The sequence below is a fragment of the Candidatus Kuenenia sp. genome, assembly GCF_039794105.1.
GTDB lineage: Bacteria > Planctomycetota > Brocadiia > Brocadiales > Brocadiaceae > Kuenenia.
Map to the genome: position 1 here is coordinate 59,756 of NZ_JBDIWA010000005.1, position 12,564 is coordinate 72,319.

Below are 12,564 nucleotides of genomic sequence, written 5' to 3' on the forward strand. Positions count from 1 at the left end.
TTTGCAACCCAAAATGTAGAGACGCACGGCCGTGCGTCTCTACTTACCAAAAAAAGTTTTTACAGGTAATATCACAGGAAGGCAGAATGGCTGAACAGACTATTAAATTTGACATTTCCGGCATGCATTGCGTTAATTGTGCCGCTACTATTGAGCGAAGGCTGCGTGAAGTAAAAGGCATTACATCGGTACGCGTAAATTTCTCCACGGCATCCGGCCTGGTCAGCTATGATACACATGCTATAAACAAAAGTAGTATCGTAAGATGCATAAAAAGCATTGGTTATACCGCAAAAGAAAGGATGCGAATGGACCAATCATCAAAAGAGTCCGTTCAGATAGCATGGCTGATTTTTAGTATTGCAGCTTCCATTGTCATGATGGTAATCATGTATGTTCCTTTTCCCGGATTGGATAATAAACACCTTTCTTTCCTGCAGATGGGAATCGCAACAATCACGATTCTTGGTCCCGGCAGGAGCTTTTTTATCAGCGCCTACAAATCCATTAAAAATCTTTTTGCCAACATGGATGTGCTCGTCTCTATGGGCGTTTTGTCTGCCTTTCTCTACAGCACTTTTGCCGTTTTCGGCATTTTTGGCGCTTCAGGCCACGCATTTTTTGAAACATCCGTAATGCTGATTGCCTTCATCCGCATCGGAAAGTATCTGGAAGAACGCGCAAAAGGCAGGGCAGGCAAGGCGCTGCAAAAACTCATAACACTACAGGCAGACAAAGCACATTTGCTGTCCCCTGAAGGAAAGGAAACGGAAGTAAACGCCTCCATCCTTAAGGTGGGAGATATGGTTATTGTACGACCCGGTGAAATTATCCCGGTGGACGGTGAAATAACAGAGGGAACGGCAACAATTGACGAATCCATGGTAACAGGCGAATCAATGCCGGTTGCAAAGAAAAAAGGCGACAGCGTTATCGGGGCAACAATTAACAAAACGGGAGTACTCATTATAAAAACCTTACGGGTGGGCGAGGAAACCGTTTTATCTCAGATTATTACTATGGTAGAAGACGCCCAGATGGACAAGGCGCCCATACAGCGGTTTGCGGATAAAGTGTCCAATGTCTTTGTTCCAATCGTTGTCGCTATTTCCATAATAACGTTTTTCTGCTGGTATCTCATATTTTACGACGCCACTTCTCACCCTCCCTTTGTATGGGCTTTAAAAACGGCCGTAGCAGTCCTGGTAATAGCGTGTCCCTGCGCCCTTGGGCTTGCCACGCCCACTGCCATTATGGTGGGGAGCGGCATTGGACTCAACAATTCAATACTCATAAAAAGAGCCAGCGCCCTTGAACAGATTGCGCGCATAGACACTGTCGTATTTGACAAAACAGGCACTATTACCGAAGGAAGGTTTGGGGTGGCAAGCATCTTCCCGTCGGGAAAAATAAATGACAATGAACTGCTCACTCTCACCGCCGCAGGCTGCGCCTTTTCGAATCATCCCCTTTCCCTTTCCGTTGTTGACGAAGCAAAGGCAAGAAATTTTACATGGGATACGGTTCAGGACTTCGAAGAACGCGCCGGCAGCGGGATACTTTGCAAATACAGGGATAAAGCACTGTTGATAGGCAATGAGTCGCTTATGACATCAAACAATATCAATATTGAAGACTTACGAAACAAAGCAGGGGAGTTGGAATATAGGGGAGAATCCATTCTCTACGTCTCTTATGATAATGTCTGCAGGGGTATGCTGGGGCTTGCGGATACAATAAAACAAAACGCAAAGGACGTGGTTGCGTCATTACAAAAAATGAATATCCGTGCCGTAATGATTACAGGAGATAGCGAGCCAGCGGCAAACGCAGTCTCTTCCGCAGTAAACATAAAAGAATACCATTCGAAAGTTTTGCCGGGAGAAAAAATGACCATTGTAAAAAACTATCAGGAACAGGGAATGAAGGTGGGAATGGTAGGCGACGGCATAAATGATGCGCCGGCCCTGGCGCAGGCGGATGTAGGCATTGCCATTGGCGCGGGAACAGACGTTGCAAAGGAGGCAGGCGACATAATACTTATGAAAAATGATATTATGGACATTGTGCGGGCTATCCGGTTAGGGAAAAAAACACTGGCAAAGATACGGCAAAATTTGTTCTGGGCATTTTTTTATAATTCCATTGGAATCCCGGTTGCCGCCGGCGTCCTGTATCCTTTCTTTGGCATCAGCCTTAAACCTGAATATGCCGGACTTGCAATGGCGCTTTCTTCCGTATCCGTCGTAACAAACTCCCTGCTCTTAAAACGAATGTCCTTCCGCTGACGTGTATGATAAATCTTCGAGGCCGCTTATTTTCGGAATATCTGCCAATGCTGACTGTTTTATAGAGGCATAAGATCCCTTCCTGCTATTTTTGCCCCTAATTTCCACGATACCGAAGTCTGCCTTCTTTCCTTCTTTGTCAATTCCGTATACGCAGAAATCACATCTTCGCCCGATTGAATGCAGGTGCATATCGCTTCCGCAGCAAGAAGCCCCGACGACAATGCACATGAAATCCCTTCTCCAAAGGCATTCAAAAACCCCGCGGCTTCCCCCACCAGAAGGATATTGCCCTTCCCCAGATAAAAATTCCCCGAAGCGCACATAGTATTTCCCAGGCAGCTTGTCTTTCGCACCAATTTTTTCAATGCCAGCCCATGTTCTCTCTCCAGCATTTCGCGAAATGCATTCAGACAAGGAAAGATTTTAGCCCCCTTTCTTACGGATGTGCCAAATACCTGCAAATCATCCTTTACGCTGAACCATGCATACACTTCGCCGTATTTTTGGTCAAGGAATCCATGATAAAAATGTGGGTCTAAACGGGACTGCCCTTCATAATAATTTTGATATGCAATAAACCATTTCACATTATGCTCAAATTCGGGCGAAAGCATTGCCCTGATACGAGAAACACTTCCCTCGGCGCTTATTAAATACCTGCATTTTGTCTGGCGTATTTTATCTTCTCTGGCATCATAATAATGAACAACAACCGCATTCCCCACCGTTTCAAACCCTTTAAACACAGCACAATCCATCACTTCCGCTCCGGAATTGCTGATAAGCCAGTAATCGTATTCCGAACGCCATACATTCGGCGCCCCCTCACTATCCTTTGAAAACGGCCAGTCTGAATAATTCGCATCATCACTCCAGAACCTTACCCCTTTTAACAGCTTTGGCTGTACATAAACGGCATCGGGTATCCTGCCAAAATAGTGTTCGGTGATCTCCTGGGATTTTTTAAAGATAATGCCTGAACATATCTTATATCTGGGAAGTTTCTTTTTATCCAATACCAGTACCCGGAGTCCCTCGCCGGTCAGCCTTTTTGCAGCGGCAGCGCCCGAAGGGCCTGAACCTACCACTACGGCATCATATATCTCATCCATCTTATACTCGCTTTCTACAAATAAGTTTTCCAGAGACGATAGTTAACTTTTTCTATAAAAAAACGTATTTGCCGGAACAGACTTTCAAGGGTAAAATGAAAACAGTTGTTTATCAATTATATATTACATTATTATACTGGAGGGAACAAAAATGAAAAAGACGTTCCTTGTATATCGATTAGCGCTTATACCATTTATTTTATTTACATTCTGTATCGTTATTAACAGTAAGGAGGCACATGCCATGCAGTCAATAAAAGGAAAAAAGGTTGTAATGATTATCGCAAAAAATAATTTCAGGGATGAAGAATTGCTGGAACCAAAGGCAATTCTGGAAAAAAATGGCGCGGCGGTAACAATCGCTTCTTCTTCATTAAAAGAATCAACGGGGATGTTAGGGGCAAAAGTATCTCCGGATATCCTTTTTACGGAGATTGCTGTTGGCGATTATGACGCGGTAATATTTGTGGGTGGGACAGGGTCAAGCGAATACTGGGACAACCCCACGGCGCACACGATTGCGAAAGAGGCAAGCAAGGCAAACAAAATAGTGGGAGCAATTTGCATAGCGCCGGTTACGCTTGCAAAAGCCGGATTGCTTAAAGGGAAAAAAGCCACAACATATTCCTCCACCGTAAATGATATCAAATCCGAAGGGGCAAATTACACCGGCGAGGGCGTTGAAAAAGACGGGAATATAATAACGGCAGACGGCCCTGTATCGGCAAAGAAGTTCGGCGAGGCCATTGTCAAGGCGCTTCAGAAATAAAAAATATATCCATTTAGGCGATTAGCGCCTCAGCATCGACAAAATTTTGTCGATATATCAAAGCGTCTAAATACGAAAGTCGAATGTCGAAATTCGAAACAATACCGAAACTCAAAATTCAAATGTTCAAAACCAAGACCATGAGACGTGTCCGTTTGCTGTGACCGTAAAACCTGCCTGTTTCGCATTTCGTGCTTAGTATTTCGGAATTCCTTTTCGCAGCACTGTCTGCGAAAAGGTCTAGTACCTTATCAGTAATTTCTTTGCACTTTCCGGCAAATAAAGTAGGCCTTTGGCGGCTTTCTCAATGTAGAGCGACGAGGCTCGTCGTTCTACAAAGGCAACCCTTAAAAAATCACAATCTGTAAACCCGTAATGTATAATGTAGAGACGCATTGCATGCATCTCTTTGTTGTGTCAGTAAGTTTTCTTGTAATCAAGTGCGGGATTGGCTGAAAAAATTGGAATTCTACAATTTGCAAACCGCTCAGACCATTTTCCAAAATCCAGATAAGATTCAAAGCCTTGAATCTATTGAAGAAGGCTTTGGAAAAGGATTATTTGTAGTAATTTCAGCGGAAGCAACGAAATGAAAATATGTATGTGAAGGGCAGGGAGGAATATGTGGCTTTTTGTCTCCTTTAACAAACAGGTTGATTATATTAGCCAAAAGTTTTAGATTGTCGCAGAATATAAGGGATTCAAGACAGATAATGGCTTTTTCAGATAAGGAGAAACAAATAGGAAATGTGTCCTGTTTCTACAATGAAAGACATGTACGAAATTGTAAAGGAGAGCGATAAAATCGTAACATTCCAGACAAATTTCTGCTAAAACATTCTCAAAAGAATTGTGATTATGAACAATACATTATATAGAGGGATGCAAAACGATGAGCAGTAGCCGAAAGAAACATTGGGAAAATGTTTATGAACAAAAGAAACCGTCTGAAGTCAGTTGGTACCAAGTTAACCCTGCGGTGTCACTGGATTTTATCACTTTGGCAAAACCAAACAATGCTGCAAAAATTATTGATGTGGGCGGCGGTGCATCTGTCCTTGTGGATGAATTGCTGGACAAGGGATATAGGGATTTGACCATTCTTGATATTTCATCAAGAGCGATTCGTTATGCACAGGAGAGGCTGGGCAAGCGGGCTGAAAACGTATGCTGGATTGAGGCCGATGTGACAGAGTATATTGCACCCTATCCGTTTGACCTCTGGCATGACAGGGCGGTGTTTCATTTCCTGACCGATCCATTGGACAGAAAGAAATATGTTGAGGTATTACAAAATTCTTTGAAAAGGGGAGGGCATTTGATTATCGCCGCTTTTGCAATTGACGGCCCAACAAGATGTAGCGGCCTTGATATTGAACAATATGACGCGGAAAAATTACAAAATGAATTAGGAAGCGAATTCCTTCTGATGGAGGAAAAACAGGAAATTCATGTTACTCCCGCCAGCAAAGAGCAGAAATTTGGTTTTTTCCGGTTTATGAGAAAATAATTAAATGGTATAGGAAGCAGAGAGGTGCATTCCTGTGCTGTATTATCAGCGATATCTATTATTTAAGGTCAGTAACTATTTACATTTAACCTATGCTCCTGGGAGTACATTGTTCAATAAAAGGCAGTTTGCATAACGCCTTCAATGAAGCCGAGTCTTTGGGAATAGATACCTTTCAAATCTTTACGAAAAACCAACGCCAATGGAAAGAAAAAATCGTCGGTCCGGCGGAAAAAACGATTTTCAGAGAAACATTGCGGCAATCAAACATAAAAACTATTTTTTCACACGCATCCTATCTTATTAATCTTGCCACCAGCGATAGCAGAATTCACGCACTTACCCACAATTCCCTCCTGGGAGAGATTCAACGGTGTGATGACCTTTGCATCGCAGCTATTATTATACATCCCGGTTTCACAAAAAATACCAGCAAACAAACCGGCATGAAAAACGTAATCAAAATGATAAAATCAGTACTCCAAAAAACAAACAACTCTCCCGTAAAAATCCTGATGGAAAACACTGCCGGCCAGGGGTCAAGCATTGGTTATCATTTCAAGCAGTTACAGCAATTAATTGAGGGAATCAGTTCTGAAAGAATAGGCGTCTGTTTTGATACATGCCACGCTTTCGCAGCGGGCTATGATATAAGGACGAAGATCGGATTTGAAACAACGATGGAGGAATTGGACGCCACGGTAGGCCTCAACGCCCTTTATGCCATTCATTTAAATGATTCAAAAGGTGCTTTGGGTAGTAAAATTGACCGGCACGAACATATCGGGCAAGGCGCTATAGGACTGGAACCCTTCAGACAGATTATGAATATAATGAAACACATACCGAAAATACTGGAAACACCAAAAGAGGGCGGCATGGATGTGAAAAATTTAAATGTTTTAAAAGGATTGGTTGTAAATCGTTGATCCCGAAAAATCAAAGGGGATGTTCACTGGTAAGAGAGAGTTTTTTTTGCTTCATCACTTACCCCCCTCAAGACATCTATTCGCAACTAAAACCTTACGCAAATATCGCTAGAATTCATAATATATTATTGTTAAACTGGATATCTTTAATAGCTACAGGCGAATGTAAATCTGGCTTTTCACAAATCCTTAGTAGTGCCATGCAATCTTCCCCAACAAGTAGTGAATACATCGTATTAAAAACTTCCCTATTAATTATGAAGAAGTAACGAGCGTTATCCAGTGGAAAAAAACAGCGAAAAAAAACGAAAGGGAATAGTTCACATAAATCATAAATACTGCAAATGCTGCGGTGTCTGCGTAAATCTTTGTCCGGTTAAAAATCTGGAAATCAAAAACCAAATATTAATGGAATTGAATAAATGTATTGCCTGCAGAACCTGCCAGCGTTATTGCCCGGATATAGCCATTGAGATAGAGGAAATAAATGTCAAAACAATTATTGCAGGGAAACCAGGCGATTGTGTTGGGAGCTGAAGTTGCAGGCCTGACATTTTTTGCCGGCTACCCCATTACCCCGGCATCGGAAATACTACACAACCTGGTGAGCAGGAAAAAAATAAAAGTACTGCAGATGGAAGATGAAATTTCCTCGTTAAGCGCCGTTATCGGCGCGTCACTCGCCGGCCTTAAATCAATGACTGCCACGTCCGGCCCGGGATTCTCTTTAATGCAGGAAAACATCGGTCTCGCACACATGATGGAAGTGCCGCTGGTGATTGTTAATGTACAAAGAGTAGGCCCCAGCACCGGCATGCCTACCTTGCCCGCTCAGGGAGATATTATGCAATGTATATATGGCAGCCACGGCGATTATTTTCCTATAGTATTTTATCCCAATTCCGTGGCGGAGCTTTATACTCATACGATAACGGCATTTAATGCCGCCGAAGAATCGTTAAGCCCTGTTATACTGCTAAGCGACGGCTACATAAGCCACCTCTATGAGACAATTGCCCCCCCTGGTAACTTTGTGATCAAAAATCGGGAACGGCTTCCGCTTGGCAGCGGGAATCGTCATTTCACCGGTCTATCACATGATGATTCTCAGCCAAAAACCTCGGATGTGGACAATTACCGAAGACTTATTGCACGTCTGCGTGAAAAACAATTACGCATTGCGGGACAATATAACTATTACGAATACATTGAATGCCCGAAGAAAACCGATACATTACTTATCTCTTATGGGGCTTTATCAAGGGTTGCGTATTATTTCAAAAATGATTTTTCATTATTCCGGCCAATACTGATGTTTCCGGTTTTTGACGACCTTAAGCGCATCGCATCCCAATATGAAAAAATTATCGTCATGGAAATGAATACAGGCCAATATGCCCGTGAAATTGAACGTTTATTACACCGTGAAGTAACTTTGATCCCTATCCTCGGCGGACGCATAAGCCTGGAAGAAATAAAGAGTGTATTATCGGAAGTGATTAAGAAATGCTAAAAAACAAGGATGTCGTTTTATCATGAAAAAAAATGCTATAAAAGACGTTCAGTTCAAACGTTATCTGAAACTCGAACTGCTGCCAACGCCATGGTGCGGGGGGTGCGGAAATGGTATTGTGCTGAAAACCATATGCCAGGCCTTTTATGAACTCAACTACCCTTTGCAAGGCACGGTAGTCGTTTCGGGGATTGGCTGCGCAGGGAGAAGTGCGGGATTTTTTAATCTTGATTCCGTACATACCACCCATGGCAGGGCAATTCCCGTAGCAGAAGGTATTAAATATGCGAACGAAAAGCTTAATGTGGTAGTAGTGAGCGGGGACGGCGACCTGATGGGTATTGGCGGCAACCATCTTTTGCATGCCATCCGGAGAAACACAAACATTACTGTTATTTGTTATGCAAATGAAATCTATGGCATGACCGGCGGCCAGGTTTCTCCCATCACCCCAAGGGGTTGCGAGACGTTAACCACGCCGGGAGGGAATCCTGATAATCCCATGGATATACAATATTTATTTAAAGGCAACAAAAGTTTCTTTGCACGCACCACGGCATATCACCTCAACCACATGAGAAAATGCATCGTGGCGGCCTTGCAATTTAACGGCTTTTCTTTTGTCGAAGCAAGAACCATGTGTATCGTCAATTACGGACGCCGGTTAGGGTACAAAAACTCCAGTGCAATGTTGAACCACTATAAGGAATTTTATAAAATTAATGATAATGCCGAAGAACTGGCGTCAAATGAAATTGGCATATTGCAATACCGCAATCGGCCTGATGCATAATTAGTTGTCAACAAAAAATACTTCATCAAAAGTGGAATTTATTACCACACTTTTCTCAGCGTCTTTAGGCTTTTCAAATAGTCTTCGTACTCCAGGTTTGCCTCGATTTTGTACTCTTTTAATATATCCATCATCTTTGCTATTGAGACGCCTGCAATATGCGCAGCTTTTTCGAGAGATGCCTCTGATTTTTTATATTTTTCTATGGCAAGCATAACCCGCCCGAGGTCTACCAGCTCTCTTATTTTTTTTGAGACATCTTCATTTTCCTCTTTTGCCAGTGAGGAAAGAAATTTGTAATCAGTATCACCTATGCGGATACTCAAGGTCTTTGTTGCCATTTTATGTACCTCCTTCAGATTGCCCCTAAGGGGGATACATTGTTTTTTATGTCTCCTTGGATTTTTCAAATAACTAAAGTGTTACAAAAAAAGGTAAAATAGGGTTACCCACGAGAAGGCTTCTTCACAAGTTAACAGAAAATTTGTATGATGTAAAGATGTGAAAAACATTGTAATAATATCCTTACTACGCATATGAAGATAACAACCGCAGCAGGTATCTGGTTTATAAACATCCGTGCCCTTTCTCCCTGCTGCGGGTTATGCAAAACGTTAAAATCTGATTTATTATGAATGCAACTGCAGTTTCAACCAAAATGCCGGGAAGCTGGAAATGGCAGGTAATTCCTGTTGTATTTCTGGTTATATGGTCATGTATTATTTTTGTTAACACGTTACGGAATAATTTTGTTTATGATGATTCTGTTACGATTGTCAATAACCATTTAATTAAGAATTGGGATAATTTCAGGACGTTGTTTTCATTTCAGTATTTCATGCTTTCCGGAGAGATAAGCTATCGTCCTGTGGTTACGTTTACCTATTTTCTTGACTACTCTCTTTGGGGCGAAAACCCCTCGGGGTATCACTTCACTAATCTCCTCTTTCACATTGCAAATGTAACAGTATTCTACTTTTTTATTAAAAAAATAACGCGGATACATTCATTGGCGTTTATTTCAGCATTATTGTTTGCCACCCATCCTGTCATAACAGAAACAGTTAATTCTATCAGCTATCGTGAAGATATTCTTGCCGCCTTCTTTTATCTAATGACGTTTATCCTGTTCTTAAAAATTGACGATGGCTTGATGAAGAAAGGCGCATTTTATCTGTGTTATTCCGGTTCTTTGGTTTTCTATGCACTGTCGTTATTTTCAAAGGAGATGGCAGTAACTCTGCCGGTTATGCTTGTTATTTATACATTCTTTTTTCCATCAAAAAATAATCCTTTTAAAGAATGTATTAAAAAAATGAAAGGCGTCTATATTGGATATTTTTTAGTCACGGGCTTCTATTTAATTATTCAGTTTTGGGTATTTAAGGATGTGTCTATTAATCTGAGCGAGTCAGGGCGAAGTATCTTTGTAATGTTTAAAGTGCTTGCCTCGTATATAAAACTTTTGTTCCTTCCTTGTGACCTTAATGCTGATTATGTGATCCCGCCTATATTAGCAGATGTGGTATCGTTTTTACTATCCGTTGTTTTAATAATTGCGCTGATTATTATTTTATTGCGTATAGGGAAAGGAAATAAACTCTTCTGTTTTTTTGCAATGTGGTTTTTTGTCACCCTTTCGCCGGTGTCAAATGTAATCCCGTTAAGCAATATCATGGCAGAGCGCTACTTGTATATTCCCCTCATGGGATTTTCCGGCGCCGCATGTGTACTGCTCCGGAAGGGTGTTTCAGGGAATATTTTCGTAAAGATGTGCCTTGGCGTGGTTTTAATCGTTTTTGCCTTTATAAGTATTTCCCGGAATGTCGTATGGCATGATGAATTTTCCCTGTGGCATGATACCCTGGCAAGAGAACCTGACAGTGCACGCGCACACCACAACCTTGGGGTGGTATATAATTCAAAAGGCATGTATGAAAAGGCGGAGTACGAATATAAAAAGACCCTCGAAATAAAACCGAATGACGCCGGAGCGTATTATAATCTGGGGAATTTATACGAACGAAAGGGACTGATTGACGATGCTATCGCAGCATATGAAAAGACAATACAATCAAACCCGTACCATGCAGATGCATACAATAATTTGGGGAATTTTTATAAAAAAAAGAAACAGTATACTGCGGCAGTGAAAATGTACGAAAAAGCGATCCGGTGCAACCCATTCGATTTCCGTTATCACAGTAATTTAGGGCTTATCTATCTTGAAACAAAAAATTACCGGGAGTCGGTTGACGCCTTTCTGAAAGCATTAAAAATCGCCCCCGATAAAGCTTCAACGCACAATTCACTGGGAAATGTTCTTAAAGAAATGGGAGATCTTGACGGCGCAGAAGAGGCATATAAAACAGCGCTTCAATTAAACCCTGTTGATGCAAATGTCCACAATAGTTTGGGAATGTTATACACAAACACGAAACAATTTGATAAGGCAATGAAAGAGTTTGATATGGCAATCCGGCTCGACCCGAAAATGGCAAGCGCATATAACAATCTGGGAATTGCCTATGCAAATAAAGGCGACGGGGAAAAAGCGGCAGAAGCATTAAACACCGCGGTAATCCTTGGATTTGATGGTGCGGATGTGCATAATAATCTGGCAGGTGTGTATTTGACAATGGGAATGACGGATAATGCTATCAGGGAGCTTGATGCTGCCCTGGAATATGACCAAACGGATTGCAATGCGCATTGCAATCTTGGCATTGCCTATCTATCCAAAAAAAATGTTGATAAGGCTATTTCTGAGTTTGAAGAGGCTATTAAAATCAATGCGAATGATGCGGATTTTCACCATTACCTTGGCAATGCCTTTTTGGAAAAAGGAAGATATGGAGAGGCAGTTGACGCATTTGCACAATCAATAGAAATTAATCCTGAAAATTCCTCAGTGCATAAAACACTCGGCGTTGTGTATGCGAATTATTTCAACAACACACAGAAAGCATTGTTTCACTTAAAAGAAACACTGCGTTTAAATCCAAATCAGCCAATGGCTGGCGAAATAGAAGAGGCTATCATTACATTAAGCGCCGGTAGCGATGGCATGGCGTCAAAGCCATGATAGACGAATAAGTAGTTCTTCTTATATCTGTTTAAAATTTCATAACTCTTGATCTGGTGGAATTTGATTTGATACCAGGTTAAATACAAGACGCAAATTTGTGCCTGGCAGGATGCGCGTATCGCTTGTCCAGTTTCCATGTTCCAGTGCAGGGAGTAAAAAACAGGTGTCATGCCATTTCCCATCTAGCAATGGCAATGCCTTTTCTTAAATTGTAGCCTATCTTACCGAAATTAATCGGCTTAGGTACTTTTTGGCAAAAAAAGCACTTCAGAAGTTCTGAGAGTTGAGACGCGATAGGTGGGCGCTTACCATTTGGACAAAGACAGAGCGTTTTTTTAGAAATATCCTTTTCAAGCGCACAGATTTTCTCTACAATATCGCGCAGCACCACATTTTTGTTTGGGAAAAGGGGCTGACGCGCGCGTGTTATTTGCCCCAAAAATTGATTCTCACGCCCGGTGATTTTATGGTTCGGGAAAATCTTACAAAAGCCCTGTCCGTGCAATTTTGCATTTGGCACAGTCTATACATTACATTCAGGCACTTTTTGGCGAAGAAA

The 12,564-nt window shown here is 41.8% G+C and carries 11 protein-coding genes; 8 read left to right on the top strand and 3 right to left on the bottom strand.

Annotated elements, in window-relative coordinates; all coding sequences use genetic code 11:
- Nucleotides 1–86: 86 nt before the first annotated feature.
- Entirely contained in the window at nt 87–2,288 is a 2,202-nt protein-coding gene (locus ABJL82_RS04665) for a heavy metal translocating P-type ATPase (RefSeq protein ID WP_347273561.1), read from the top strand.
- Between the two features lie 59 nt (nt 2,289–2,347).
- On the opposite strand, the gene ABJL82_RS04670 is transcribed toward ABJL82_RS04665, so the two are convergent.
- Nucleotides 2,348–3,403 carry an NAD(P)/FAD-dependent oxidoreductase gene (locus ABJL82_RS04670; RefSeq protein WP_347273562.1) on the bottom strand — a complete coding sequence of 352 codons (1,056 nt, stop codon included), beginning with the start codon at nt 3,401–3,403 and terminating at the stop codon, nt 2,348–2,350.
- Nucleotides 3,404–3,554: 151 nt separating this feature from the next.
- On the opposite strand from ABJL82_RS04670, the gene ABJL82_RS04675 reads away from it, so the two are divergent.
- From ABJL82_RS04675 to ABJL82_RS04700, 6 genes are all read left to right on the top strand, one after another.
- A complete protein-coding gene (locus tag ABJL82_RS04675; protein WP_347273563.1) occupies nt 3,555–4,172 on the top strand; it encodes a DJ-1/PfpI family protein in 618 nt (205 codons plus the stop codon).
- Between the two features lie 892 nt (nt 4,173–5,064).
- Nucleotides 5,065–5,682: a class I SAM-dependent methyltransferase gene (locus ABJL82_RS04680; RefSeq protein WP_347273564.1), complete on the top strand. Its 618-nt coding sequence runs from the start codon at nt 5,065–5,067 to the stop codon at nt 5,680–5,682.
- Nucleotides 5,683–5,774: 92 nt separating this feature from the next.
- Nucleotides 5,775–6,611: a deoxyribonuclease IV gene (locus ABJL82_RS04685; RefSeq protein ID WP_347273565.1), complete on the top strand. Its 837-nt coding sequence runs from the start codon at nt 5,775–5,777 to the stop codon at nt 6,609–6,611.
- Between the two features lie 282 nt (nt 6,612–6,893).
- Nucleotides 6,894–7,148, top strand: coding sequence for a ferredoxin (locus tag ABJL82_RS04690; RefSeq protein ID WP_347273566.1), 255 nt, complete (start codon nt 6,894–6,896; stop codon nt 7,146–7,148).
- Nucleotides 7,099–8,124: a 2-oxoacid:acceptor oxidoreductase subunit alpha gene (locus tag ABJL82_RS04695; protein WP_347273567.1), complete on the top strand. Its 1,026-nt coding sequence runs from the start codon at nt 7,099–7,101 to the stop codon at nt 8,122–8,124. Before ABJL82_RS04690 ends, ABJL82_RS04695 begins: the two co-directional genes overlap by 50 nt.
- Nucleotides 8,125–8,146: 22 nt before the next feature.
- The gene (locus tag ABJL82_RS04700) at nt 8,147–8,917 is read left to right on the top strand and encodes a thiamine pyrophosphate-dependent enzyme (RefSeq protein WP_347273568.1); all 771 of its coding nucleotides are present in this window, start codon (nt 8,147–8,149) and stop codon (nt 8,915–8,917) included.
- 41 nt (nt 8,918–8,958) lie between these two features.
- Here the strand turns inward: ABJL82_RS04700 and ABJL82_RS04705 are convergent, their stop codons facing one another.
- Nucleotides 8,959–9,258, bottom strand: coding sequence for a UPF0175 family protein (locus ABJL82_RS04705; RefSeq protein WP_099325785.1), 300 nt, complete (start codon nt 9,256–9,258; stop codon nt 8,959–8,961).
- Between the two features lie 290 nt (nt 9,259–9,548).
- Here ABJL82_RS04705 and ABJL82_RS04710 point away from each other — a divergent pair, with 290 nt between their 5' ends.
- A complete protein-coding gene (locus ABJL82_RS04710) occupies nt 9,549–12,002 on the top strand; it encodes a tetratricopeptide repeat protein (RefSeq protein ID WP_347273569.1) in 2,454 nt (817 codons plus the stop codon).
- 169 nt (nt 12,003–12,171) lie between these two features.
- Here the strand turns inward: ABJL82_RS04710 and ABJL82_RS04715 are convergent, their stop codons facing one another.
- On the bottom strand, nt 12,172–12,525 hold the full coding sequence (locus ABJL82_RS04715; RefSeq protein WP_347273570.1) for a hypothetical protein: 354 nt from the start codon (nt 12,523–12,525) through the stop codon (nt 12,172–12,174).
- Nucleotides 12,526–12,564 lie beyond the last annotated feature (39 nt).

Coding starts and splice junctions, on each gene's coding strand:
- ABJL82_RS04665 (WP_347273561.1), top strand. CDS start 87: ATGGCTGAACAGACTATTAAATTTGACATTTCCGGCATGCATTGCGTT.
- ABJL82_RS04670 (WP_347273562.1), bottom strand. CDS start 3,403: ATGGATGAGATATATGATGCCGTAGTGGTAGGTTCAGGCCCTTCGGGC.
- ABJL82_RS04675 (WP_347273563.1), top strand. CDS start 3,555: ATGAAAAAGACGTTCCTTGTATATCGATTAGCGCTTATACCATTTATT.
- ABJL82_RS04680 (WP_347273564.1), top strand. CDS start 5,065: ATGAGCAGTAGCCGAAAGAAACATTGGGAAAATGTTTATGAACAAAAG.
- ABJL82_RS04685 (WP_347273565.1), top strand. CDS start 5,775: ATGCTCCTGGGAGTACATTGTTCAATAAAAGGCAGTTTGCATAACGCC.
- ABJL82_RS04695 (WP_347273567.1), top strand. CDS start 7,099: ATGTCAAAACAATTATTGCAGGGAAACCAGGCGATTGTGTTGGGAGCT.
- ABJL82_RS04700 (WP_347273568.1), top strand. CDS start 8,147: ATGAAAAAAAATGCTATAAAAGACGTTCAGTTCAAACGTTATCTGAAA.
- ABJL82_RS04705 (WP_099325785.1), bottom strand. CDS start 9,258: ATGGCAACAAAGACCTTGAGTATCCGCATAGGTGATACTGATTACAAA.
- ABJL82_RS04710 (WP_347273569.1), top strand. CDS start 9,549: ATGAATGCAACTGCAGTTTCAACCAAAATGCCGGGAAGCTGGAAATGG.